Origin of the sequence: Pseudomonas sp. C 49-2 (assembly GCF_003970195.1) — a bacterium.
Classification (GTDB): domain Bacteria; phylum Pseudomonadota; class Gammaproteobacteria; order Pseudomonadales; family Pseudomonadaceae; genus Aquipseudomonas; species Aquipseudomonas canadensis.
On the sequence record NZ_RXYG01000025.1, the window covers coordinates 25,910 to 49,907 of the forward strand.

General features: G+C 62.1%; 20 protein-coding genes, 1 tRNA gene and 1 pseudogene. 19 read left to right on the top strand and 3 right to left on the bottom strand.

The window, feature by feature from the left end; genetic code table 11:
• The first annotated feature begins 1 nt into the window (after position 1).
• From rplT to fecE, 15 genes and pseudogenes are all read left to right on the top strand, one after another.
• Positions 2 to 358, top strand: coding sequence for a 50S ribosomal protein L20 (rplT, locus tag EJ576_RS28575; protein WP_003174975.1), 357 nt, complete (start codon positions 2 to 4; stop codon positions 356 to 358).
• A 109-nt stretch (positions 359 to 467) separates the two neighbouring features.
• Positions 468 to 1,484, top strand: a complete 1,017-nt coding sequence (pheS, locus tag EJ576_RS28580; RefSeq protein WP_010209123.1) for a phenylalanine--tRNA ligase subunit alpha — start codon at positions 468 to 470, stop codon at positions 1,482 to 1,484.
• Between the two features lie 26 nt (positions 1,485 to 1,510).
• Complete coding sequence (pheT, locus tag EJ576_RS28585) at positions 1,511 to 3,889, top strand: phenylalanine--tRNA ligase subunit beta (RefSeq protein WP_126571669.1); 2,379 nt, start codon at positions 1,511 to 1,513, stop codon at positions 3,887 to 3,889.
• 3 nt (positions 3,890 to 3,892) lie between these two features.
• Complete coding sequence (gene ihfA, locus EJ576_RS28590; protein WP_002553164.1) at positions 3,893 to 4,195, top strand: integration host factor subunit alpha; 303 nt, start codon at positions 3,893 to 3,895, stop codon at positions 4,193 to 4,195.
• The gene (locus tag EJ576_RS28595) at positions 4,176 to 4,532 is read left to right on the top strand and encodes a MerR family transcriptional regulator (RefSeq protein WP_010209127.1); all 357 of its coding nucleotides are present in this window, start codon (positions 4,176 to 4,178) and stop codon (positions 4,530 to 4,532) included. The genes ihfA and EJ576_RS28595 overlap by 20 nt, the downstream gene beginning before the upstream one ends.
• 90 nt (positions 4,533 to 4,622) lie before the next feature.
• Positions 4,623 to 4,699 (top strand) — tRNA-Pro (locus EJ576_RS28600).
• Positions 4,700 to 5,029: 330 nt separating this feature from the next.
• Entirely contained in the window at positions 5,030 to 5,461 is a 432-nt protein-coding gene (locus EJ576_RS30105; RefSeq protein WP_126571670.1) for a hypothetical protein, read from the top strand.
• Between the two features lie 231 nt (positions 5,462 to 5,692).
• Positions 5,693 to 6,013 (top strand): annotated as a pseudogene (locus EJ576_RS28610) (amino acid ABC transporter permease); the annotation flags it as partial.
• A 2-nt stretch (positions 6,014 to 6,015) separates the two neighbouring features.
• Positions 6,016 to 6,795 (top strand): amino acid ABC transporter ATP-binding protein, encoded by a 780-nt coding sequence (locus EJ576_RS28615; protein WP_126571671.1) that lies wholly within the window; start codon positions 6,016 to 6,018, stop codon positions 6,793 to 6,795.
• A gap of 21 nt (positions 6,796 to 6,816) precedes the next feature.
• The gene (locus EJ576_RS28620; RefSeq protein ID WP_126571672.1) at positions 6,817 to 8,427 is read left to right on the top strand and encodes a gamma-glutamyltransferase family protein; all 1,611 of its coding nucleotides are present in this window, start codon (positions 6,817 to 6,819) and stop codon (positions 8,425 to 8,427) included.
• Positions 8,428 to 8,510: 83 nt separating this feature from the next.
• Complete coding sequence (locus tag EJ576_RS28625; RefSeq protein ID WP_126571673.1) at positions 8,511 to 10,901, top strand: TonB-dependent receptor; 2,391 nt, start codon at positions 8,511 to 8,513, stop codon at positions 10,899 to 10,901.
• A 170-nt stretch (positions 10,902 to 11,071) separates the two neighbouring features.
• Positions 11,072 to 11,986 carry a Fe(3+) dicitrate ABC transporter substrate-binding protein gene (locus tag EJ576_RS28630; RefSeq protein WP_371923961.1) on the top strand — a complete coding sequence of 305 codons (915 nt, stop codon included), beginning with the start codon at positions 11,072 to 11,074 and terminating at the stop codon, positions 11,984 to 11,986.
• Positions 11,987 to 11,988: 2 nt separating this feature from the next.
• Entirely contained in the window at positions 11,989 to 12,978 is a 990-nt protein-coding gene (gene fecC / locus EJ576_RS28635; RefSeq protein ID WP_122726053.1) for an iron-dicitrate ABC transporter permease FecC, read from the top strand.
• Positions 12,975 to 13,943, top strand: coding sequence for an iron chelate uptake ABC transporter family permease subunit (locus EJ576_RS28640; RefSeq protein WP_068937163.1), 969 nt, complete (start codon positions 12,975 to 12,977; stop codon positions 13,941 to 13,943). The genes fecC and EJ576_RS28640 overlap by 4 nt, the downstream gene beginning before the upstream one ends.
• Positions 13,944 to 13,947: 4 nt before the next feature.
• Positions 13,948 to 14,739 (top strand): Fe(3+) dicitrate ABC transporter ATP-binding protein FecE, encoded by a 792-nt coding sequence (fecE, locus tag EJ576_RS28645; RefSeq protein WP_126571674.1) that lies wholly within the window; start codon positions 13,948 to 13,950, stop codon positions 14,737 to 14,739.
• 48 nt (positions 14,740 to 14,787) lie between these two features.
• On the opposite strand, the gene EJ576_RS28650 is transcribed toward fecE, so the two are convergent.
• The 3 genes from EJ576_RS28650 to EJ576_RS28660 are packed head-to-tail and all read right to left on the bottom strand — an operon-like array spanning position 14,788 to position 19,240.
• Positions 14,788 to 15,720, bottom strand: coding sequence for a sulfonate ABC transporter substrate-binding protein (locus tag EJ576_RS28650; RefSeq protein WP_126571675.1), 933 nt, complete (start codon positions 15,718 to 15,720; stop codon positions 14,788 to 14,790).
• On the bottom strand, positions 15,717 to 17,048 hold the full coding sequence (locus tag EJ576_RS28655) for an LLM class flavin-dependent oxidoreductase (RefSeq protein ID WP_123474308.1): 1,332 nt from the start codon (positions 17,046 to 17,048) through the stop codon (positions 15,717 to 15,719). Before EJ576_RS28655 ends, EJ576_RS28650 begins: the two co-directional genes overlap by 4 nt.
• A gap of 2 nt (positions 17,049 to 17,050) precedes the next feature.
• Positions 17,051 to 19,240: a TonB-dependent receptor gene (locus EJ576_RS28660; RefSeq protein ID WP_126571676.1), complete on the bottom strand. Its 2,190-nt coding sequence runs from the start codon at positions 19,238 to 19,240 to the stop codon at positions 17,051 to 17,053.
• Between the two features lie 208 nt (positions 19,241 to 19,448).
• Between EJ576_RS28660 and EJ576_RS28665 the strand changes: the two genes are divergently transcribed.
• The 4 genes from EJ576_RS28665 to EJ576_RS28680 all read left to right on the top strand — a co-directional run bounded on the left by EJ576_RS28665 (position 19,449) and on the right by EJ576_RS28680 (position 23,998).
• On the top strand, positions 19,449 to 20,489 hold the full coding sequence (locus EJ576_RS28665; RefSeq protein WP_126571677.1) for a LacI family DNA-binding transcriptional regulator: 1,041 nt from the start codon (positions 19,449 to 19,451) through the stop codon (positions 20,487 to 20,489).
• A gap of 251 nt (positions 20,490 to 20,740) precedes the next feature.
• Positions 20,741 to 22,402 carry a type II secretion system ATPase GspE gene (gene gspE / locus EJ576_RS28670; protein WP_371923962.1) on the top strand — a complete coding sequence of 554 codons (1,662 nt, stop codon included), beginning with the start codon at positions 20,741 to 20,743 and terminating at the stop codon, positions 22,400 to 22,402.
• On the top strand, positions 22,399 to 23,595 hold the full coding sequence (gene gspF, locus EJ576_RS28675) for a type II secretion system inner membrane protein GspF (protein WP_126571679.1): 1,197 nt from the start codon (positions 22,399 to 22,401) through the stop codon (positions 23,593 to 23,595). The genes gspE and gspF overlap by 4 nt, the downstream gene beginning before the upstream one ends.
• Positions 23,596 to 23,608: 13 nt before the next feature.
• A complete protein-coding gene (locus EJ576_RS28680) occupies positions 23,609 to 23,998 on the top strand; it encodes a type II secretion system protein GspG (protein ID WP_016978124.1) in 390 nt (129 codons plus the stop codon).

Below are 23,998 nucleotides of genomic sequence, written 5' to 3' on the forward strand. Positions count from 1 at the left end.
CATGGCTCGTGTAAAGCGTGGCGTCATTGCCCGTAAACGTCACAAAAAAATTCTGAAACTTGCTAAAGGCTACTACGGCGCGCGTTCACGCGTATTCCGTGTTGCCAAGCAAGCGGTAATCAAGGCAGGCCAATACGCCTACCGCGACCGTCGTCAGAAAAAACGTCAGTTCCGCGCTCTGTGGATCGCTCGTATCAACGCTGGTGCACGTGTTAACGGTCTGTCCTACAGCCGTTTCATCGCTGGCCTGAAAAAAGCTTCCATCGAGATCGACCGTAAGGTTCTGGCCGAACTGGCAGTGAACGAAAAAGCGGTGTTTGCTGCGATTGTCGAGAAAGCTAAAGCCACTCTGGCTTAAGTACCCCCGACAATCACCCTGGGTTACGTCTGTAGCCCAAGGTGGTAAACGTCTTAAATAGGGGAAGAGCCTTCAAGCTCTTCCCCTATTTTGTATCTGGAGTCTGTACATGGAAAACCTGGACGCGCTCGTCGCCCAAGCCCTTGAGGCTGTGCAAAGCGCTGAAGATGTAAATGCCCTGGAGCAAATCCGGGTTCACTACCTTGGCAAGAAAGGTGAATTGACTCAGGTGATGAAGACCCTGGGGAATTTGCCGGCTGAAGAGCGTCCGCAAGTCGGTGCGCTGATCAACGTCGCCAAGGAGCGTGTCACAGAGGTACTCAATGCGCGCAAGGCGACCATGGAGGAGGCCGATCTCGCGGCCAAACTCGCCGCCGAGTCCATTGATGTAACCTTGCCTGGTCGCGGCCAGGCCTCGGGCGGTCTGCACCCGATCACCCGGACTCTGGAACGTATCGAGCAGTTCTTCACCCACATTGGCTACGGCATTGCCGAAGGCCCCGAGGTCGAAGACGATTATCACAACTTCGAGGCGCTCAACATCCCAGGCCATCACCCGGCCCGGTCGATGCACGACACCTTCTATTTCAACGCGAACATGCTGTTGCGCACCCATACCTCTCCGGTACAGGTCCGCACCATGGAAGCGAACAAGCCGCCGATCCGCATTGTCTGCCCAGGCCGTGTGTACCGTAGCGACTCCGATATCACCCACTCGCCGATGTTCCACCAGGTCGAAGGCCTGCTGGTTGATCGCGACATCAACTTCGCCGACCTCAAAGGCACCATCGAAGAATTCCTGCGGGTATTCTTCGAGAAGGAGTTGGCGGTGCGGTTCCGCCCATCGTTCTTCCCGTTCACCGAGCCATCCGCTGAAGTCGACATGGAATGCGTGATGTGCAGCGGCAAAGGCTGTCGCGTCTGCAAGCAGACCGGCTGGCTGGAAGTGATGGGCTGCGGCATGGTTCACCCTAACGTGCTGCGTATGTCCGGCATCGATCCGGAAGAGTTCTCGGGCTTTGCCTTCGGCATGGGCGTTGAACGTCTGGCCATGCTGCGTTACGGCGTGAACGACTTGCGTCTGTTCTTCGACAACGACTTGCGGTTCCTCGCGCAATTTCGCTAGTCGTAACGAATCTTTAGGAGAGCAGGATGAAATTCAGTGAACAATGGCTGCGTGGCTGGGTAAGCCCGCAGGTAGATCGCGACGCGTTGGTTGCGCGTCTGTCGATGGCCGGTCTTGAGGTCGATAGCGTTACGCCGGCCGCCGGTGTTTTCAGCGGTGTGGTCGTGGGCGAGGTGCTAAGCACCGAACAACACCCCGATGCCGACAAATTGCGTGTGTGCCAGGTCAGCAATGGCGCGGAAACCTTCCAGGTCGTGTGCGGAGCGCCAAACGTGCGCCCGGGCCTGAAGATCCCGTTTGCCATGATCGGTGCCGAGTTGCCGGGCGACTTCAAGATCAAGAAGGCCAAGCTGCGTGGCGTTGAGTCCAACGGCATGCTGTGCTCCCAGGCCGAGCTGCAAGTCGGTGAGGGCAACGATGGCTTGATGGAGCTGCCGGCCGACGCGCCTGTGGGCCAGGACATCCGCGTTTACCTGGAACTGGAAGATGCCAGCATCGAGGTCGATCTCACCCCGAACCGTGGCGACTGCCTGTCGTTGGCTGGTTTGGCTCGTGAAGTCGGCGCGTTGTACAACGCTCCGGTCACCCGTCCTGTGGTTGCTGCCGTGCCTGCGGTACACGACGAAGTGCGCCCGATCGACGTGTTGGCGCCAAACGCCTGCCCGCGTTATCTGGGTCGTGTGATCCGCAACGTCGACCTGTCCAAGCCAACCCCGCTGTGGATGGTTGAGCGTCTGCGTCGCGCCGACGTGCGCAGCATCGACGCTGCCGTTGACATCACCAACTACGTGATGCTGGAGCTGGGTCAACCGCTGCACGCGTTCGACCTCGCCGAAATCAACGGCGGCATTCGTGTACGTATGGCCGAAGAAGGCGAGAAGCTGGTACTGCTCGACGGTCAGGAAGTCAGCCTGCGTGACGACACCCTGGTCATCGCCGACCACTCCCGCGCCCTGGCGATTGCCGGCGTGATGGGTGGCGAGCACAGCGGTGTGTCCGCTACTACCCGTGACGTGTTCCTTGAGAGTGCGTTCTTCGACCAGATCGCCATCGCCGGCAAGGCCCGTTCCTACGGCCTGCACACCGATGCTTCGCACCGCTACGAGCGTGGCGTGGACTGGAACCTCGCCCGTGAAGCCATGGAGCGCGCGACTGGCCTGCTGCTGGAAATCACCGGTGGCGAAGCCGGCCCGATCACCGAAACCGTCAACGAACAGTTCCTGCCGTCCGTTGCACCGATCACTCTGCGCGCCAAGAGTGTCGAGCAGATGCTTGGCCTGGTCATCGAGCCGGCTGAAATCGAGCAACTGTTGTCGGCCCTCGGTCTGGCTATTTCCTCGAGTGGGCAAGGGCAGTGGCACGTTGAAGTACCAAGCCATCGCTTCGATATCAGCCTGGAAGTCGACCTCATCGAAGAGCTGGCCCGCCTCTACGGCTACAACCGCCTGCCGGTCCGTTATCCGCAAGCGCGCCTGGCGCCACAACCAAAGGCCGAGGCGCGTGCGCACCTGCCTGAGCTGCGTCGCCTGCTGGTTGCCCGTGGTTATCAGGAAGCGGTGACCTACAGCTTCATCGATCCTAAGCAGTTCGAGCTGTTCAACCCAGGCGTCGAGCCACTGTTGCTGGCCAACCCGATCTCCAACGACATGGCAGCCATGCGTTCGTCGCTGTGGCCAGGCTTGGTGAAAGCCCTTTCCCATAACCTGAACCGTCAGCAAGATCGGGTGCGCATGTTCGAAAGTGGCCTGCGTTTCGTAGGACAGTTGGACGGCCTGAAACAAGAACCGATGTTGGCTGGCGTGGTCTGCGGTAGCCGTCTGCCGGAAGGCTGGGCGCAAGGCCGCGATGCCGTGGACTTCTTCGACGTCAAGGCTGACGTGGAAGCGGTGCTGGGTTTTGCCGGTGCGCTGGATGCATTCACCTTCCTGCCGGGCAGCCATCCAGCGTTGCACCCGGGCCAGACTGCGCGCGTCGAGCGTGAAGGCCGCCTGGTGGGCTTCGTCGGCGCCATTCACCCTGAACTGTCGAAAACCCTCGGTCTCGACCGTCCGGTCTTCGTATTTGAACTGGTTTTGGCTGAAGTGGCTTCGGGCAAAATGCCTAAATTCAGCGAGCTGTCGCGCTTCCCTGAAGTGCGCCGTGACCTGGCCTTGATTGCCGACCGTGAAGTGGCCGCCACTGCCGTTCTGGATGTAATCCGTGAAAATGCAGGGGAATGGCTGACAGACCTCAGGCTATTTGACGTCTATCAGGGTAAAGGTATTGATCCGCATAGAAAAAGCCTTGCAGTTGGCTTGACCTGGCAGCATCCATCGCGCACTCTTAATGACGATGAGGTGAATACCACGACACAAAATATCCTCACCTCGCTCGAACAAAGGTTGAACGCCACGTTAAGGAAGTGACGTATGGGGGCTTTGACGAAAGCTGAGATGGCGGAACGTCTGTACGAAGAGTTGGGTCTGAACAAGCGCGAGGCCAAGGAATTGGTCGAGCTGTTTTTTGAAGAGATCAGACACGCTCTGGAAGACAACGAACAGGTCAAATTGTCCGGTTTCGGCAATTTTGACCTGCGGGACAAACGCCAGCGGCCTGGCCGCAATCCAAAAACGGGAGAAGAAATCCCGATCACGGCTCGCCGTGTGGTCACCTTTCGTCCAGGGCAGAAGTTGAAGGCCCGAGTTGAGGCTTATGCTGGAACCAAGTCATAACGACGAGCTGCCCGTCATCCCAGGCAAACGCTACTTCACCATTGGTGAAGTCAGCGAGCTCTGTGCGGTAAAACCGCACGTGCTGCGCTATTGGGAACAGGAGTTTCCTCAACTCAACCCCGTCAAACGCACTGGGAACCGTCGGTATTATCAGCGCCAGGATGTGCTGATGATCCGACAGATCCGCGCGTTGCTGTACGACCAAGGGTTCACCATCAGCGGCGCGCGCCAGCGTATGTCCGGTGATGAAGCCAAAGACGACACCACCCAATACAAACAAATGATCCGCCAGATGATCGCAGAACTTGAAGATGTGCTGGTGGTGCTGAAGAAGTGATTCAAGCTTTTAAAATACTTCCACATTTCAAAAGCTTGCGGTATATTCCGGATCGCTTCGTCAAGAAGCAAACCCAGTAACACGCCTAGTCGGGGCGTAGCGCAGTCCGGTAGCGCACTAGCATGGGGTGCTAGGGGTCGAGTGTTCGAATCACTCCGTCCCGACCATATATTTCAATGACTTAGCCCAACCCGAAAAGGTTGGGCTTTTTCATGCCCGAAAAAAAACCACATTTACCCCTGCAGAGTTTTCGACCATTTCGTGATGCCGCCTCGTTGTAAGCGCGCGGGATATTTAGCACTGACAAGAATGCTTCTTGATAGCGAGTTTGGCAGGGCCTTTGGTGTTAAGCGTCTCCCTCGCACTATCACGGAATACCTTGTTACAACCATTCGCCCCTGGGCATAGTCGGTATAGAACTTCGGCCTTTTGTTCTCCTCCAAATTCCAGGCGTGTTTTAAACCGTGAGCGCCTGACAACCCACAGAGGTTCACACAATGAAAATGACACTACCCGCCCTGGTTTTGGGCGCCTTCATTTCGCAAGGAGCGATGGCCGCCGGAGATGGCACAGCCGCTCTTGGAGGCGGCGTTGGTGGTGCACTTGGCAACATCGTAGGGCAACAGCTCGGTGGCTCAACGGGCGCAGCGGTAGGCGCAGGCGTTGGTGGTGCCGCCGGCAGTGCTGTCGGCGCTCAACGAGGCAACAGAGCGGAAGCTGCGCTAGGTGGCGGTATTGGCTCAGCCGGCGGCTCGCTCATTGGTAATCGCCTCGGAGGCACAACTGGGTCGACTATCGGCGCCGGTGTAGGGGGTGCAGCAGGCGGAGCGCTGGGGAATAACCTGGCAGATGATGAGAGCAATCATCGATCAGATGGTAAGAAGCACAAAAGCAACAACAAGCATAAACACAAGAACAAGCATCGTTAGCCCCTGACGTTGTTACATTGAAGCCCGGCCCAGCGCCGGGCTTCTTTGTATCTGCCATTTGTAGAGCTATCAACATGGGGCCCCACTACGTCAATAGTGGGTGCTGTTTCTGGCTTTCGCAGCCTTATGCGAGCATGCCCTCAACATCGCCAGGGTGGCATGAGGAACAATACTGTCCAGAGTTCTCGAGGTGTCAGACAGGTTGTAAACCCTGTTGTCATCACCCATAACCTTATCGGACAGGCGTTTCGCGTGATCGTGCCGCCGCTGGGCAACGAGTTCAACGTGATGCTCAAGAACACCACCCTGGTCAGCGTAATCGGCGTGCAGGAATTACTGCTCAGCACGCAGATGGTCACCTCGGCCACGTTCCGCGTGTTCGAGCTGTACCTGGTGGTGGCGATCTACTTCCTGATGCTCACCATGCTCTGGGGCTTCTTCCAGCGCTGGCTGGAGGCGCGTTTCGGCCAGTCCGACCGGCCTTCCGCGCCGCCACCGGCGTCCAGCCGCATGTTCGGGCGTAGCACCTTGAAACTGCTGAGGGGACGATAACCATGGCGCACCACAGTGAAGAACTGATCATCGAAGCGCTGGATATCTACAAGTCGTTCGGTACGCTGCAGATCCTCAAGGGGATTTCCCTGCAAGTACGGCGCGGTGAAGTGGTGGTGCTGATCGGCGCCTCGGGTTCGGGCAAGACCACCTTTATCCGCTGCATCAACCTGCTGGAAGACATCCAGGGCGGGCGCATCCGCGTCAACGGCCGCGCCATGGGCTATCGCGAGCGCGGCGACGGCAGCCTGGTGCGCGACTCGGAGCGCAACATTGCCCGCCAGCGCCGCGACATCGGCATGGTGTTCCAGCGCTTCAACCTGTTCCCGCATATGACCGCGCTGGAAAACATCATCGAAGCGCCGATCCAGGTACTCGGCACGCCACGCGCCGGAGCCTTGGAACAGGCCCGTGGATTACTGGCGCGGGTCGGTCTGGCGGACAAAGCCAACCACTACCCATCGATGCTCTCTGGCGGCCAGCAGCAGCGGGTGGCCATCGCCCGTGCCCTGGCGATGAAACCCCAGGCCATGCTGTTCGACGAACCCACCAGTGCCCTCGACCCGGAAACCGTCGGCGAAGTGCTGCAGGTGATGAAGGAGCTGGCCGAGGAGGGCATGACCATGGTGGTGGTCACCCACGAAATGGGCTTCGCCCGTGAAGTGGCCGGCCGCGTGGTGGTGCTCGACCAGGGCGAACTCATCGAACAAGGGCCGCCGGAGCAGATTTTCAGCCGCCCCAGCCATCCCCGTACCCGAGCTTTTCTCAGCCGCGTGTTATGACCTTTTGGAAGAGCCTCTGCCATGTTTGAATTTTCTGCTCATGAGTACCCTTATCCCTCGCAGCGCCAGAGCGTGTTTGCCCAGCGTGGCATGGTCGCGGCGTCACAGCCCCTGGCCGCCCAGGCCGGTATCGAGGTCATGCAGAAGGGCGGTAACGCCATCGACGCTGCCATTGCCACAGCGGCCGCTTTGACGGTGGTGGAACCCACCGGCTGCGGCCTCGGCGGCGATGCGTTTGCCCTGGTCTGGTGCAAGGGCCAGTTGCACGGTTTGAATGGTAACGGCCATGCGCCGGCTGCCTTGAGTGTCGAGGCGGTCAAGGCCGCCGGGCATGACCAAATGCCGCTGTATGGCTGGACGCCGGTCACGGTGCCGGGTTGCCCGTCGGCTTGGGCCGAGCTGTCCCAGCGTTTCGGCAAATTGCCGTTTGCCCAGTTGCTGCAACCGGCCATCCGCCTGGCGCGCGACGGTTTCCCGCTGTCGCCAGTGGTTGCCCATCAATGGCAGCTCACCCTGGAAGAGTTCACGCCCCATCGCGACGTTGCGCTGGATGCTTGGTTCGACACCTTCCTGATCGACGGCCGCGCGCCACGGGCCGGGGAGATGTTTCGCAACCCGGCCCAGGCCCGTACCCTCGAAGAACTGGCGAACACCCGTTGCGAAAGCCTGTATCGCGGTGCCCTGGCCGAACGTTTGGACGCGCATTCCAAGGCCAGCGGCGGCTATCTGCGCGCCAGTGATCTCAAGGATTACCGCGCCGAGTGGGTGGAGCCGATCCACGTCAGCTACCGGGGCGTGGACGTGTGGGAAATCCCACCCAGCGGCCAGGGTTTGGTGGCGTTGATGGCGCTGAAAATCCTCGAAGGCTTCAGCTTCGATCACCGCGACAGCCAGCAGACCTGGCACCGCCAATTGGAGGCGATGAAACTCGCCTACAGCGACGGCCTGCACTACATCACCGACCCGCTGCACATGCGCGTAGCCGTCGCTGACCTGCTCAGCGATGACTACAGCCGCCGTCGCCGTGGACAAATCGGCGAGCAGGCCCAGGCGCCCAAACCCGGCGACCCTCACGCCAGCGGCACGGTGTACCTGGCCACGGCCGACGCCGAAGGCAATATGGTTTCGTTTATCCAGAGCAACTACCACGGTTTCGGCTCCGGCGTGGTGCTGCCCGACAGCGGCATCGCCCTGCAAAACCGTGGGCAGGAGTTCAGCCTTGACCCGACGCACGCCAACTGCCTGGCGCCGGGCAAGAAAACCTTCCACACCATCATCCCCGGCTTTCTCACCAAGGATGGCCAGGCCCTCGGCCCGTTCGGCGTGATGGGCGGCTACATGCAGCCCCAGGGTCACGTGCAGATGGTGATGAACCTGGTGGATTTCGGCCTCAACCCGCAAGCGGCGCTGGATGCGCCGCGCTGGCAATGGCTGGGTGACATGAAGGTCGGCATCGAACAGGGCGCGTCCCGCGACTTGGCCAACGCCTTGGCACGGCGCGGACATCAGGTGCAGATCGCCAGCGACCTCACTGAGTACGGGCGCGGGCAGATCATCCTGCGTGACCCGGTCAGTGGTGTATTGTGCGGCGGCACCGAGCCGAGGGCGGATTCAACGATCGCAGTGTGGTAAGCAAAAAAATTGGCGGAGCCTGTCCCTTTTTTTCATCTCGCCTGTCATTCCAGGCAAGTGAACACTATCGAGAGCTCCCGCCAATGCCCGTCGTCCGCCCCTTGCTGAAACTGAGCCTGCTGCTGAGCCTCAGCGCCAGCCCGTTCTTCGCCGCTGTCAGCTACGCCGAAGACACCGCCACCCGCCGCAGCTACCAGGTGCCCGCCGGCAGCCTGAGTGCGGCGCTCACCCGCTTCGCCGGGTTGGCGGGCGTCAACCTGTCGGTGGATCCGGCCTTGGTCAGCGGGCGCAGTAGCAGCGGCTTGTCCGGCGAATACGGGGTAGAGGAGGGCTTTGCGCGCTTGCTGCAAGGCTCTGGCTTGCAACTGCAGTCGATGGGCGCGCAGGCCTACATGTTGATACCGGCGCCGGACGGCAGCAGCCTTGAGTTGGCCCCGACTTCGATCCTCGGCACCACCGGCCTGTATGACGGCGACACCTACGCCGGCGGCCAGGTAGCGCGCCGCACGGCCCAGGGCATGCTCGGCACGCGGGACTTCATGGAAACCCCGTTCAGCATCACCACCTACACCGCTGACGCGGTAAAGAACCAACAGGCCCGCACCCTAGGCGACCTGATCGCCGCCGACCCCTCGGTGCGCGCCACAAACCCGGCGGGTGGGCGCTACGAGCAATTCACCATTCGCGGCTTCAGCCTGTTCAACAGTGACGTGGCCTACAACGGCCTGTATGGCGTGCTGCCGACCTACACCATCGACATGGAAATGGCCGACCGCGTCGACATCCTCAAGGGCCCGAGCCAGTTGATCAATGGCATCTCGCCGCGTGGCAGCGTGGGCGGCGGGATCAACGTGGTGCCCAAGCGCGCCACCGACAAGGACATCAACTCGTTTACCGGCAATTGGGCGTCCGACAGCCAGGCCGGCGGCGCGGTGGACATTGGCCGGCGCTTTGGCGAAGACAACCAGTTCGGCATCCGCTTCAACGGCGTGAAGCAGTCCGGTGACACCGAGTGGGATCACCAAAGCGTCGACCGCGAAATGGCCGTGCTGGGCCTGGATTTCCGTGGCGAACGCCTGCGCCTTTCCACCGACATCGGCCACACCGAGCGCGACACCGATGCACCGCAAGAGCGCGTACAGGTGGCGGCCGCAGCGCCGGTGCCCAGCGCCAATGACGTGCGCCGCAACTATGCGCAATCCTGGAGCAAGGCCCGCACCAACGACACGTTCGGCACGGTCAATGCCGAGTACGACCTCAGCGACAACGTGATGCTCTACGGCGGCGTGGGCGCGCGTAAAAGCAACCACGATTTCCTGCGTCACGCGGTATCCGTCAGCAATGCGGCCGGTGATTTCGCAGTGTCGCCTCGCGACTTCACACGCGATGAAAACGTGCGCACCTACACCGCTGGCGTGCGCAACTGGTTCCACACCGGGCCGGTAAGCCATGAGGTCAACCTGGCCGCCAGCTACTTCGACATGGACTTCACCAACGGCGGCGCACGTTATACGTCACCCTCGAGCAACCTCTACAATCCCGTGCAAACCCCGACGCCTTCACGGCCGACGCGGTTTGATCCCAAGGTCTATACCGAAAACAAATTTACCGGCGTCGCCTTGTCCGACACCTTGGGCTTTTTCGACGACCGTCTGATGCTCACCCTCGGTGCACGCTGGCAGCGCGTGAAGGTCGATGACTGGAGCGATGGTGTCAAAGGCGACACGGCCTACGACGAAGAAAAAGTCTCGCCGTCGGGCGGCATCCTGTTCAAGGCCACCGACAAACTGTCGCTGTACGCCAACTACATGGAAGGCCTGAGCCAGGGCAAGATCGCGCCGTCCACCTCGATCAACGAAGACCAGATCTTCCCGCCGTTCATCAGTCGCCAGGTGGAAGTGGGCGCCAAATACGACGCTGGCGCGTTCGCCGTGACCGCCGCGGTGTTCCGCATCAAGCAGCCAGCCTATGAAACCAACGCCACCACGCGTGTATTCGGGCCTAACGGCAAGCGCGAGAACTCAGGCGTAGAACTGAGCGTGTTCGGCGAACCGCTCAAGGGCTTCCGCCTGCTTGGCGGGGTGATGTACATCGACAGTGAGCTGAAAGACACCACCAACGGCACCTGGGACGGCAACCGCGCCCCGGCCACGCCCAAGTACAACGTCAACCTGGGCGCTGAATGGGATGTGCCGGGCCTCGAAGGCCTGACCCTGACCAGCCGTGGCATCTATTCCAGCTCGCAGTACCTGGACCAGTCCAACGTCAAGGAAATCGACGCCTGGAACCGCCTCGACGTGGGAGCGCGCTACGGGTTCAAGGTGGACGATAAACACATCACCTTGCGGGCGAATGTGGAGAACGTCGCCGATAAGCGCTACTGGAGTTCGGCGGGTGCGTCGGACGATAGCGAGCCGGGGCTGACCTTGTCGACGCCGCGTACCTACCTGCTGTCGGCCACCGTCGACTTCTAACGGCTGTACGCCGATCAAAATGTGGGAGCAGGCAAGCCAGCTCCCACACTGGATTTCCGGCGTTAATGAGAATGTTTTTTGATCACGCCGCCCCGATATGGAATAGTACCCGCCGTTTTCCCCAGCCTGTCTAGCTGGGGTGTTTTAACGCCGAGGTCCTTGTCATGCGAATGCTGCGCTCCATCCCCACCCTTGCCGCCTGCGTCCTGGCGTTGTCTTCAAGCCTGCTGAGCGCCGCCCCCATCGACCTCAACGACGGCCAGCACGCAGTGCATCTGCCCGATGCGCCCAAGCGTGTGGTGGTGCTGGAATTCTCCTTTCTCGACAGCCTGGCCGCCGTCGAGGTAACGCCCGTTGGCGCTGCCGATGATGGCGACGCCAATCGCGTGTTGCCCCGTGTGCGCCAGGCCATCGGCCAGTGGACGTCCGTGGGCCTGCGCTCGCAGCCGAGCATCGAGGAAATCGCCCGGCTCAAGCCCGACCTGATCGTCGCCGACCTCAACCGTCATCAGGCCTTGTACAGCGACCTGGCGAGCATCGCGCCGACCCTGTTGCTGCCGTCACGCGGCGAGGATTACCAGGGCAGCCTGAAATCCGCCGAGCTGATCGGCAAAGCGCTGGGCAAGAGCGCGCAGATGGAAGCGCGGATCCAGAAGAACCGCGAGAACCTCAAGGCCATCGCGCAACAGATCCCGGTAGGCGCCAGCGTGTTGTTTGGCGTCGCCCGTGAAGACAGTTTCTCCGTGCACGGCCCGGACTCCTACGCCGGCAGCGTGCTCGAAGCCATTGGCCTGAAAGTCCCCTCGGTACGCGCCAATGCGGCGCCCACCGAGTTTGTCAGCCTGGAGCAACTGCTCGCCCTCGACCCCGGTTGGTTGCTGGTCGGCCATTACCGTCGCCCCAGTATCGTCGACAACTGGAGCAAGCAGCCGCTGTGGCAGGTGTTGGGGGCGGTGCGTAATAAACAGGTTGCGGAAGTGGACGGCGACAGCTGGGCGCGCAACCGCGGCGTGCTGGCGTCGGAGCAGATCGCCGAGGATGCGCTGGCGATTCTCAAGGGCGGTAAAGCCGTACTGAGCCAATAAGCATGGGGCGAAGTTTCGCGGCTGCCGGCATTGTGCTGCTGGGTGCCGGGTTGTTCTGGCTGTCGCTGTACAGCTGGTCACCTTTCACGATCACGGCGGCTGATGCGTGGAATGGCCTGGTTCACCAAGGCAGCGTGGGCGGCAATATGGCCTACATCGTCGCCCAGTTGCGCGTGCCACGGGCGCTGTGTGCCGCGTTGGTCGGCGCTTGCCTGGGCCTGGCCGGTGCGTTGATGCAGGGCATTACCCGCAACCGCCTGGCCTCGCCGTCCTTGTTTGGTGTGACGGCGGGTGCGGCGTTGGGGCTGGCGTTGTTTTCCACTGGATTGGTCGCGCCGCCGTTTGCCGGCGGTGCCTTGTTGATGACCTGCCTGGGTGGCGCGCTGGCCTGGATCACGGTGTTCAGCCTCGGCGGCGCCTGGTCGCCGACCACCGCCCAGGGACGCCTGGTATTGGCCGGTGTGGCCGTGGCCGCGTTGTGCGCGGCATTGACCCGGCTCACCGTGATCCTGGTCGAGGCCCAGGCGCAAAGCGTGCTCAACTGGTTGGCCGGTTCCCTGGCCAATGTCGGCGCTGCCCAGGTGCAACTGCTGTGGCCGTGCACCTTGATCGGCGGCCTGTGGGCGCTGTGGTGCGCGCCGCGTTTGAACCTGATCAACCTCGGCGAAGACGCCGCACGCTCCCTGGGCGTGGGCATTGCCAGCCTGCGTTTGCAGGTATTCATCGCCAGCCTGTTGCTGGTGGGGGCGAGCGTCTGCGCGGTGGGGCCGATCGGGTTTGTCGGGTTGATCGCGCCGAATATCCTTCGCCAGTTCCTCGGTAATGACTACCGCTGGCTGATCCCGCTGAGCGCCGCGTTGGGTGCGGTGATCGTGCTGGGCGCCGACTTGCTCAGCCGCGCTGTGGCGTTTCCGGTGGAGACCCCGGCGGGTGTGGTCACCGCGCTGATTGGCGCGCCGTTCTTCCTTTTTCTTGCCAGGCGCGCCCTATGACCCGGCCTCCCTTGCGCTTATGGCTGCTGCTCGGCCTGTTGCTGCTGGCGACGTTGATCAGCCTCAGCGCCGGCACTGTGTGGCTCACCCCAGACACCGTGCTGGACCGCCTGCTGGCCCACGACGCCCTCGACTTCGAAGTCTGGAACCACCGCCTGCCCCGCAGCCTGATCGCGATTCTCGCAGGTGCAGCCTTCGGCCTGGCCGGGGCGATTGTGCAGGGCGTGATCCGCAACCCGCTGGCCTCACCGGAAATCCTCGGTGTGACCCAAGGCGCCGGGCTGGCGCTGACCGTGGCGATCATCAGTTGGCCGCATTTGCCGATTGTGTGGCTGCCGCTGGTGGCTTGTCTGGGCGGGGCCGGCGGCGCGTTGCTGCTGGCGCTGTACAACACCGGGGTGAGTTTTTCCGGGGTGCGTTTTGCCCTCTCCGGGGTGGCGATTGCGGTGACTTTGTCCAGTGTCACCGAGTTTCTGATCCTGTCCCATCCGCTGGATATCAACACCGCCTTGCTCGCCCTCACCGGCAGCCTATGGAGCCGCAATTGGCACCATGTGGCGCTGGTGTTGCCGTTCCTGGTGTTGATCCCGGTGGGGCTGTGCCTGGCTAAGCCGCTGAACCTGATCGCCCTCGGCGATGAAGCCGCCCATAGCCTTGGCACGCCACTCAGTCGCACACGCTGGCTGGCGATGGCCTGCGCGGTGCTGCTGACCAGCCTGGGCGTGGGGGTGATCGGGCCGATCGGTTTTATCGGCCTGGTCGCGCCGCACATGGCGCGGCGGTTGGTGGGCGGGCATCATCAGTACCTGCTGCCGGCGGCGATGCTAATCGGTGCGTTGCTGCTGGTGCTGGCCGACACGTTGGGGCGCACGTTGATCGCGCCCAGCGAAATCCCTGCCGGGGTGCTCACGGCGGTGATTGGCGCGCCGTATTTTCTTTGGTTGCTGGCACGGTTCAAGGGCTGATCACATGAGTATTCTTCACGCACGGCAGCTCGACATTGGCTACGGCACCACGCGCATCGTGCAAGGCCTGTCCTTTGCGCCGCCGACCGGGAAGGTCACCGCCTTGATCGGCCCCAATGGGTGCGGCAAGTCGACCTTGCTCAAGGCCTTCGCGCGCATCCTCAAGCCAACCCAGGGCGAGTTGACCCTGGATGGCCAGGCCTACGCCAGCCTGTCCGCCCGCGAGTTGGCGCGGCAGATCGCGTTCTTGCCGCAGGTGCTGCCGGTGCCGGAAGGTGTCAGCGTGCGCCAGTTGATCGCCTATGGCCGCAGCCCGCATAACTCGCTGTGGGGACGCTTGAGCGGCAGTGATCAATCCCACGTGACCCATGCCATGCAGCGCCTGGAACTGGACGTGTTGGCTGACCGCGCATTGGCCGATCTGTCCGGCGGCCAGCGCCAACGTGCTTGGCTGGCGATGGTGTTGGCGCAGAATGCGCCGGTGGTGTTGCTGGATGAACCCACCACCTACCTCGACATCAGCCATCAAGTCGAACTCATGGACTTGATGGGCGAATTGGCCGCTGAAGGCAAGACCGTGATCACGGTGTTGCACGACATCAACCAGGCTTGCCGCTACGCCGACCACCTGGCGGTGATGCACGGCGGCAAGTTGGTGGTTGATGGTGCGCCGGGGCAAGTGATCAATGCCGAGTTGATGCGCCAGGTGTTCGATGTGCAGGTGCAGATCATCAATGAGCCGGTGTCTGGCGCGCCGATGTGCGTAGTGGAAAAAAGCACCCGTTGTCACGTCTGACGCGATTCAAATGTGGGAGCAGGCAAGCCAGCTCCCACATTCTTGACCTCAGTTGCCTGCAGATCTCCATACGACTTTGCTGACGTCAATTGCCTTGGGCAACAACCGATTCTGATAAAACAAATCTGCCGTGGCTTGCTGTGCCTGGATGATCTTCTCGTTAATCGGCAAAATCGGCGAAGGCGGGCGGTTGTCCATGTACCGTGCGATCACCTCAGCGGGCAGGCCCATGAATTCGGTCAACACCTTGAGGCTGTCTTCACGCTGGCTGCGGGTGAGCGCTTCGGCAGCGCTGAGCTCATCTAGCAGGTCATGTACAAACACGCCATTGGCCTTCGCATAGTCGCGCCGCGCGGTATACACCGGCCCCGACAAACCCAGGCCTTCGCCATTGGCCAGCACATGGCTGGGGCTTTGGCTCAATGCCAAGGATGAATAGGGCTCCCAGATGGCCCAGGCATCCACGCTGCCTTGTTCGAACGCCGCGCGCGCGTCGGCAGGTGGCAGGTACACCGGCTGGATATCCTTGTAGCTCAGCCCGGCGTTGTTCAGGGCGCGCAGGATCAGGTTGTGGGAACTGGAACCCTTCTGGAAGGCGACTTTCTTGCCCTTCAGGTCCGCCACTGAATGCAGCGGGCTGTCGTTGCGCACCAGGATGGTTTCGGCGCTGGGCTTGGGCGGTTCGGCGCCTATGTAGACCAGGTCCGCGCCCGCCGCCTGGGCGAACAGCGGCGGGATGTCGCCGGTCGAGCCCACGTCCAGTGCGCCTACGTTCAGTGCTTCAAGCATCTGCGGGCCGGCGGGGAATTCGATCCACTTCACTTCGGTGTGCGGGAAGCGTTTTTCCAGCAGGCTATGTTCCTTGGCGAGCACCAGGGCGATGGAGCCTTTCTGGTAGCCGATGCGCAGGGTCGCGGGGTCGGCCGCCAGTGCGGTTTGAGTGACGGCCAGCAGGGCCAGTAACAGCGCCGGAATCTTCATGCATCGTCCTTTTTGAAGCGGTTTTCGGGGCGCGCCAACCCGAGGTTTTCACGCAAGGTAGTGCCGCTGTATTCGGTACGGAACAGACCGCGCCGTTGCAGCTCCGGCACGACCCCTTGGGCGAAATCCTCCAGCCCGCCCGGCAGGTGCGGCACCAGGATGTTGAAGCCATCGGCGGCGCCGTTTTCGAACCAGCGTTGCAGCTCATCGGCGATCTGCGCGGGCGTGCCGATCAGGCTGTAATGCCCGCGACCACCCGCGATCCGTCGGCCCAGCTGGCCGAGAGTCAGTTGTTCGCGGTGGGCCAGGTCACTCAGCAATTGTTGACGGCTGCGCTGCCCGCTGTCGGTCAACGGCAATTGCGGCAACGGCCCGTCCAACGGATAGCCGGACAAGTCGAAATTACCCAGCATGCGGCCCAACAGGGCGACGCCCACTTCGGGCTCGACCAGGTCCTGGAACGCTTCGAACTTAGCCTGGGCGTCGGCCTCGGTTTGCCCGACCACCACAAACACCCCCGGCATGATTTTCAGCGAATCCGGCTCACGCCCGTATGGCTCAAGCCGTCCTTTGAGATCCGCATAAAACGCCTGCGCATTTTCCAGCGAGGTTTGCGCGGTAAACACCACTTCTGCCGTTTGCGCCGCCAGTTCACGGCCGGTTTCCGATGAGCCCGCCTGCACGATCACCGGGTGGCCCTGCGGCGAGCGCGCCACGTTCAGCGGGCCCTTGACGCGGAAATGTTCACCGACATGGTCCAGCACATGCTGTTTCGCCGGGTCGTAGTAGTTGCCGCTGGCCTTGTCCCGCACGAAGGCATCGTCTTCCCAGCTGTCCCACAACCCGGTCACGACGTGATGAAACTCCCTGGCGCGGCTGTAGCGCTCGGCGTGGCCGAGGTGTTCATCGCGGCCGAAATTCTGCGCTTCGGCAGCGGCGTCCGAGGTGACCAGGTTCCAGCCTGCACGGCCTCCGGACAGGTGATCCAGCGAGGCGAATTTGCGCGCCACGTGGTAGGGCTCGTTATAGGTGGTGGTCGCCGTGGCGATCAGGCCGATGTGGTCCGTCACCGCACTCAACGCCGAAAGCAGAGTCAGCGGTTCGAAGTGATCCGAACGCGCCATATGGCTGGCGATTTCACCCGTGGCTGCCGCAATGCTATCCGCCACGAACAGCGCATCGAACTTGGCCGCTTCAGCCACCCGCGCCAGGTGCTTGTACTGGGCAAAATCCAGCCCGGCATTTGCCGGCACGTCCGGGTGGCGCCAGGCGGCGACGTGGTGCCCGGTGGCCATGAGGAAGGCGCCGAGTTTCAGTTGACGGCTCATGCTTAGAAATCCTTGCGCAGTTGCACGCCGAAGTAACGTTCGTCGTCACGGGGCACGGCGCGGTAGATGTAGTTGCCGCCGCTGGCCAGCAGCGGTGAGTAGGATTTGTCGGCGAGGTTCTTCGCCAGGAATGCGACGCGCCAGCCATTGCTGTAGTCGGCCAGGGCCACGCTGGCGTTCCAGATGCCGTAGGCACCTTGTTTGGTGTCAAGGTTCTGGCTGATGTCGTACTGCACTTCGCTCTGCCAGCTGTAGTCGGTGCCCAGTTCGATGTCCAGGCCATTATCCAGCGGGATGGTGTAGTCGGCGCGCACGTAGCTTTTCCAGTCCGGGCTGAAAGGCAGCGGCTTGCCATTCACGTTGCAGGTCGCGGCGGCACCGGCCGGGCAGGCGAATTCGTCGATGCGCGCGCGGGTGTAGGCCAGGGCCCCGGACAGCTTGAGTTGCTGGGTGGCCTGCAAGGCGTAATCCAGCTCGACGCCTTCGGTGCTGACGCTGCCGGCGTTGATCAGGCGCGTCACGACTTGCCCGGCGACGGTGTCGAAAAAGTTGGCCTGGTAGTTGTCGTAATCGCTGTGGAACACCGCCAGGTTGGTGGTCAGGCGGTTGTTCCAGGCGGTGGCCTTGATCCCGGCTTCCCAGGTGTTGGAGGTTTCCGGCTTGAGCGCGTCGGTGTCGCGCGGCTGCATATTGAAGAACACGTTGTAGGCCGGGCCTTTGTAGCCGCGCGAATAGGTCAGGTAGCTGGTGACGCTATCGCTGATGTCGTACTGCACGCCCAGGCGACCGGACCAACCGTCTTCGTCCACGGAACCGGAACTGGAGGTGGCCGGCTGAATCCCACTGACCGTGGTGGCCGAAGTGGAGGCGCGGCGGTGATCGTATTCCAGGTCATCGTGGGTGTAGCGCAGGCCGGCGATGCCACGAAACCGCGAGGTGAAGTTCAGCGTGGCCTCGCCGAACACCGCGTAGCTGTCGTTGGTGGTGCTGTAGTTGGCGATGCCGCGGTCGGTACGCGTGGTGGTGGTGAGGGTGCGCTGATAGGTTTCTTCATCCTTGCCGTGCATGTAGAACAGGCCGCCGACATATTCTAGGAATTCACCTTTAGGTGAGGCCAGGCGCAGTTCCTGGGAGTACTGGTTGAACTCAAGCTGGCCTTTGTCGGCGGTACCGGGAAACGCGGCGGTCACCGTGCCAAGGCGGTCGCCGTCTTGGTATTGGGTGTTGTCCCAACCGCGCCAGGCGGTGATCGACGTCAGGGTGTAGTCGCCGAGGTTCCAGTCCAACTGGGCGGACAGGCCTTTGTTGGTGTCTTCCACGTGGCTGCGGGTATCGGTGTTGATGTCGCGGTTGTCGCTGGAGGCCCGCACCGGGCTCAGCGCGTTGGCGAACGCCGGGGTCAGGGACTTGCTGACCACGCCGTTCGGCGCGTCGTCGTGGGACTGCATGTAGTCGGCGATCAGGGTCAGTTTCAGGTCGTCGTTGGGGGTGAATTCCAACTTGCCGCGAATGCCCTTGTGGTTGTAGCCGTTGACCTCCTGGCCATTGTGCTGGTTGTCGACATTACCGTCGTAGCTGCCGAACAGCGTACTGATCGAACCCTTGAGCACATCCGGCACCAGGCTGCCGCCGATGCCGAACCGGGTACGGCTTTCGTTGCCGCTGTAGTACGACTGGTCGATATAGCCATGAGTCTCGGCGGTGGGCGCCTTGCTGGTGATGTTCAACACACCGGCCGAGGCGTTCTTGCCGAACAGCGTGCCTTGGGGGCCGCGCAGCACCTCGATGCGTTCCAGGTCGAGCAGGTCAAGCGTGGCCTGGCCGGGGCGGGCGTAGACCACGCCGTCGATCACCGTGGCCACCGTCGGCTCGACGCCGGGGGAGGTGGAAATGGTGCCCACGCCGCGCACGAACAGCGAGGTGTCCTTGTTGGAGGCGCCGGTGCGGAAGTTCAGCGACGGCACCTGCTGCGCGATGCTCGCCACGCCGTTGCGGTTGTCGCGCTCCAGCTGTTCGCCATCGAGGACCGAGACGGCCACCGGGACTTTTTGCAGCGATTCTTCGCGGCGCGTGGCGGTGACGGTCACGGATTTGAGTGTCGGCTCCTGCGCATCGGCCGCAAAGGCACCGGGGGCGGGCAGGGCGGTCAACCCGGCCAGTATCAGAAAAGTGCTGCGTTGGAAGGTGTGCATGCTGTGCCCGCTCGAAAAGATTGCCCTGAACCGCTGCGGTTCTTGCGACCGTCAGCGCCTGTGAAATGTCTTTGGCATTCGCTCGAGCGAGTAGCAGACAACGCGCTTTGTTAGCGCTAACATCGGCATTATTGGTAGGTCATGTTTAGAACGTCAAATACTGAAAAATTAGTCCTATATTCTTTTTGGTTTTTAACAGGATTATCCCTTGAGCGAAGACAAACCGCGCAAACGCCGTGGCGCCGGGCGTGTCACCTTGAATACCGTGGCCCGCCAGGCCGGGGTGTCGGCGATTACCGTGTCGCGTTACTTCAACCAGCCGGAACAGGTGTCACCCGAACGCCGCGAGCGCATCGCCGAGGTGGTGGCCGAGTTGGGTTACGTGCCCAACCTGGTGGCCGGCGGGCTGGCGTCGGCGCGTGGGCGCATCGTGGCGATGGTGATCCCGAACATCTCGGGGCCGATCTTTGCCAATACCATCCAGGGCTTCAGCGACACCCTCAGCCGGCATGGCTATCAACTGTTGTTGGCGTCGAGTTACTTCAGCGCCGAGCAGGAAGAGAGCGCGGTGCGTGCGTTCCTTGGCTGGTCGCCGGCGGCGCTGGTACTGACCAGCCGCTTCCACAGCGCGGCGACTGAAAAGATGATCGCCGACGCGGATATTCCGGTGGTAGAAACCTGGGACTACGTGCCCGAGCGCGCGCCCTTGCAGATCGGGTTTTCCCACTACGAAGTGGGCGTCACCGCTGCGCGCTATCTGCATGGGCAGGGTTATCGGCGCCTTGCTTTCGTGCAGAACAGCGCAGCCGGGGACTTCAGCGCCATGGAGCGGGGTGAGGGCTTCGCCGCGACCTTGATCGCGTTGGGTGTGCAGCCCTGGGTCTTCGCTCCCGACGCGGATCGCGCGCCTTTCGACGCCGGCAAACAGGCGATGGAAGCGCTGATGAGTCACGCAACGCCGCCGGATGCGATATTTTTCGCCAATGACAACCTGGCGGCCGGTGGTCTGCTGGCTGGGCAGCGGGCGCGGCTGAAGATCCCCGAGAAGTGCGCAGTGCTCGGTTTCGGCGATTACCCGTTTGCCGAAATGCTGTTGCCGAGCCTGAGTACGATCAAACCGCCCGCAATGGAAATAGGTGTGTTGGCCGCTACGCGCGTCCTTGAAAGTTTGGGTGTGCTGCCTGTAGAAGATGAAGTAACGCGTTTGAATTTATTGGAATGCCGTTTGATTGTGCGTGAAAGCGCCTAAGTGGCTAATTGCAACTAGTGGGATGATGGCTATTAGCTGCTAAGGCTCTGGCGCAAGGGTCTTGGCAATTATGTTTATTTTATTCCCCTGTTTCAGGAACTAGGTCTATAACTTCCAGTCGATAACCCCGGCTTACTTTCCCTGGGTTATGGCTAACTAGTGGCATGTTTCCGTAGTTTCAAATAGCCATACTTTCTCGCAACACTAGATACCTGAACATTATGTCGTCAGCGCCTATCGATGCCTGCCAGATGCAGATCCCGCACACCGAGCAGGTGTGTGCGTGGCTGATGCAGCATGCCGGGCTGAAAACGGTGGACCTGGAGCGCGCCCGACGCCTGTCCACAGACGATCTGTTGAGTCTGCTGACACGCCTGGGCCTGGTCTCCGAAGTTGAATTGGCCCGTGCCTGGGCCGCGTTGCTCGACGCGCCGCTGTTGCTGGCCGACGCCGCGCCGCCGCTGCTCGATCCTTTGCCTGCGCTGACCGAACGCTTCATGCGTCACTACCAAGTGGTGCCCATGGGCTGGCACCAGAACGGCCTGCGGGTACTGGCGGCCAACCCTGCGCAACGTTATCCGTTCGAGGCCCTGGCCTATGCGTGCCAGGTGCCGGTGTGGCTGGCCATCGGCCCGCGCAATGAAGTCGACACGTTGATCGAGCGTTACTACGGCCAGGGCCGCTCGGCCATGGGCACCCTGATCGAGAACCTTGATGAGCAGGGCGGCGCCCAGGAAGATATCGAACACCTCAAGGACATGGCCTCCGAAGCGCCGGTGATCCGGCTGGTGAACTTGATCCTGCAACGCGCCGTGGAGCAGCGCGCCTCGGATATCCATATCGAACCCTTCGAAAACCACCTCAAGGTGCGCTATCGCATCGACGGCGTACTGCACGACGCTGAAGCGCCGCCGGTCAGTTCGTCGGCGGCGGTGATCTCGCGGGTGAAGATCATGGCGCGGCTGGACATCGCCGAACGTCGGCTACCCCAGGACGGGCGCATCATGCTGCGCATCCAGGGCAAGGAGCTCGACCTGCGGGTGTCCACGGTGCCCACCAGTTTCGGCGAGTCGGTGGTGCTGCGCCTGCTGGACCGGCAAACTGTGCAGTTCGACTTCCCGAGCCTGGGCTTCGACGGCCAGCGCCTGGCCAGCTTCCTCGACCTGTTGGAGCGGCCCCACGGCATCCTGCTGGTCACCGGGCCCACCGGTTCCGGCAAGACCACCACGCTCTACACGGCGCTGTCGCGGCTCAACACCGCCGAGCGCAAGATCATCACCGTGGAAGACCCGGTGGAGTACCAGCTCGAAGGCATCAACCAGATCCAGGTCAAGCCCGCCATCGGCCTGGACTTCGCCGGGGCACTGCGTTCCATCGTGCGCCAGGACCCGGACGTGATCATGATCGGCGAGATCCGCGACCTGGAAACCTGCCGCATCGCCATTCAATCGTCGCTGACCGGGCACCTCGTCCTTTCCACCCTGCACACCAACAGCGCCGCGGCAAGTATCACGCGGCTGCTGGACATGGGCGTGGAAAGCTACCTGATCGCCTCGACCGTCAGCGGCATTCTCGCCCAGCGCCTGGTGCGGCGCTTGGACCCGGCCAGCCGCGCGGCCTTTGAAGCGCCGCCGGAACTGATCGCCGAACATGGCCTGGATCGCCTGACCGAGCAGCGTCCGATCCTGCTCTATCGCGGGGACTATCACGGTCGCAGTGCGCTCACTGAGCTGCTGGTGATGAACGATGAGCTGCGCAGCCTGCTGATGCGTCACGCCGATGCCGCCACGCTGGAACAGGCCGCACGCCGCGCCGGTTTGCGCACCCTGTATGAAGAAGGGCTGCGTCAGGCCTTGGCCGGTATTACCTCGTTGGAAGAAGTGCTGCGCGTCACCCGTGGGGACGGCGCGTGAGCCTGTTCAAGTTCCGCGCCTTGGACAACCAGGGCGTGCCGCAGAACGGTACGCTGGAAGCCACGGATCAAGTTGCCGCCGTCGCCGCCTTGCACAAGCGCGGCCTGTTGCTGTTGCAGATTGAAGCAGCCGGCAGACCCTTGCTGCGCAACCCACGTGGGCAGTTGAAGGGCACGGCGTTGGTGAGTTTTACCCAGCAGTTGGCGACGCTGTTGGGGGCCGGCCAGCCTCTGGAACGCTCGTTGACCCTGTTGCTCAAGCAACCCGGCCCCGCTCAGGTGCGCGCGCTGATCGAGCGCATCCGCGATCACGTAAAGGCCGGCAAACCACTGTCCGCCGCGTTGGAACACGAGGGCGACAGCTTCTCACCGTTGTACCTGAGCATGGTGCGTGCCGGTGAGGCCGGTGGCGCGCTGGAAAGTACCCTGCGTCAGCTCAGCGATTACCTGGAACGCAGCGAGCGGCTGCGCGGCGAGGTGATCAATGCGCTGATCTATCCGGCCTTTCTGGTGGTGGGCGTGCTTGGTTCCCTGGCGTTGTTGCTGGCGTATGTGGTGCCGCAGTTCGTGCCGATCTTCCAGGACCTGGGCGTGCCGATTCCGTTGATTACCGAGGTGATTCTGGCCTTGGGTGAGTTCCTGGGCAGCTATGGCCTGGTGGTGTTGGCCGGGCTGATCGTCAGCGGTGGCTGCTGGGCCGTACGCCTGCGCAATCCGGCATTTCGAGAACAATACGATCGACGCCTGCTCGGCATGCGCGTGATCGGCCCGTTGTTGCAACGGGTCGAAGCGGCACGCCTGACGCGCACCCTCGGCACGCTGCTCAACAATGGCGTGGCGTTGCTGCAAGCCTTGGTGATTGCGCGGCACGTCTGCACCAACCGCGCGTTGCGGGCTCAAGTGGGCCATGCGACGGAATCGGTAAAAGGCGGCGGTACTCTCGCCAGCGCGTTCGGCAGCCAGCCGCTGTTGCCCGAGCTGGCGCTGCAAATGATTGAAGTCGGCGAACAGGCCGGCGAACTCGACAGCATGTTGCTCAAGGTCGCCGACATCTTCGACGTCGAAGCCAAGCGCGGCATCGACCGCCTGCTTGCCGCACTGGTGCCGTCCCTGACCGTGGTCATGGCGGTGCTGGTGGCGGTGATCATGTTGGCGATCATGCTGCCGCTGATGAGCCTGACCAGCAATATATGAAGGAGCTTGACCCATGAGAAAACCACGCCGCCAAAGCGGTTTCACCCTGTTGGAAATGCTCGCGGTGATCGTGTTGCTGGGTATTGTTGCCACCATTGTCGTGCGCCAGGTCGGCGGCAATGTGGATAAGGGCAAGTACGGTGCGGGCAAGGCGCAGCTGGCCAGCCTGAGCATGAAGATCGACAGCTACGCGCTCGACGTCGGCGCGCCGCCCACCAGCCTGCAACAGTTGGTGGACAGGCCCGGCGGTTATGCCAAACCGTCTGACCTCAAGGACCCGTTCGGGCATGCCTTCGGCTATCGTTTTCCCGGCGAGCACGGCGCCTTCGACCTGATCTTTTACGGTCAGGATGGCCAGCCGGGCGGCGAAGGTTATAGCGCCGACCTGGGCAATTGGGAGTAA

Excerpts from the sequence above, each read along its gene's own strand:
- rplT (WP_003174975.1), top strand. The coding sequence starts at position 2 with ATGGCTCGTGTAAAGCGTGGCGTCATTGCCCGTAAACGTCACAAAAAA.
- pheS (WP_010209123.1), top strand. The coding sequence starts at position 468 with ATGGAAAACCTGGACGCGCTCGTCGCCCAAGCCCTTGAGGCTGTGCAA.
- pheT (WP_126571669.1), top strand. The coding sequence starts at position 1,511 with ATGAAATTCAGTGAACAATGGCTGCGTGGCTGGGTAAGCCCGCAGGTA.
- ihfA (WP_002553164.1), top strand. The coding sequence starts at position 3,893 with ATGGGGGCTTTGACGAAAGCTGAGATGGCGGAACGTCTGTACGAAGAG.
- EJ576_RS28595 (WP_010209127.1), top strand. The coding sequence starts at position 4,176 with ATGCTGGAACCAAGTCATAACGACGAGCTGCCCGTCATCCCAGGCAAA.
- EJ576_RS30105 (WP_126571670.1), top strand. The coding sequence starts at position 5,030 with ATGAAAATGACACTACCCGCCCTGGTTTTGGGCGCCTTCATTTCGCAA.
- EJ576_RS28615 (WP_126571671.1), top strand. The coding sequence starts at position 6,016 with ATGGCGCACCACAGTGAAGAACTGATCATCGAAGCGCTGGATATCTAC.
- EJ576_RS28620 (WP_126571672.1), top strand. The coding sequence starts at position 6,817 with ATGTTTGAATTTTCTGCTCATGAGTACCCTTATCCCTCGCAGCGCCAG.
- EJ576_RS28625 (WP_126571673.1), top strand. The coding sequence starts at position 8,511 with ATGCCCGTCGTCCGCCCCTTGCTGAAACTGAGCCTGCTGCTGAGCCTC.
- EJ576_RS28630 (WP_371923961.1), top strand. The coding sequence starts at position 11,072 with ATGCTGCGCTCCATCCCCACCCTTGCCGCCTGCGTCCTGGCGTTGTCT.
- fecC (WP_122726053.1), top strand. The coding sequence starts at position 11,989 with ATGGGGCGAAGTTTCGCGGCTGCCGGCATTGTGCTGCTGGGTGCCGGG.
- EJ576_RS28640 (WP_068937163.1), top strand. The coding sequence starts at position 12,975 with ATGACCCGGCCTCCCTTGCGCTTATGGCTGCTGCTCGGCCTGTTGCTG.
- fecE (WP_126571674.1), top strand. The coding sequence starts at position 13,948 with ATGAGTATTCTTCACGCACGGCAGCTCGACATTGGCTACGGCACCACG.
- EJ576_RS28650 (WP_126571675.1), bottom strand. The coding sequence starts at position 15,720 with ATGAAGATTCCGGCGCTGTTACTGGCCCTGCTGGCCGTCACTCAAACC.
- EJ576_RS28655 (WP_123474308.1), bottom strand. The coding sequence starts at position 17,048 with ATGAGCCGTCAACTGAAACTCGGCGCCTTCCTCATGGCCACCGGGCAC.
- EJ576_RS28660 (WP_126571676.1), bottom strand. The coding sequence starts at position 19,240 with ATGCACACCTTCCAACGCAGCACTTTTCTGATACTGGCCGGGTTGACC.
- gspE (WP_371923962.1), top strand. The coding sequence starts at position 20,741 with ATGCAGATCCCGCACACCGAGCAGGTGTGTGCGTGGCTGATGCAGCAT.
- EJ576_RS28680 (WP_016978124.1), top strand. The coding sequence starts at position 23,609 with ATGAGAAAACCACGCCGCCAAAGCGGTTTCACCCTGTTGGAAATGCTC.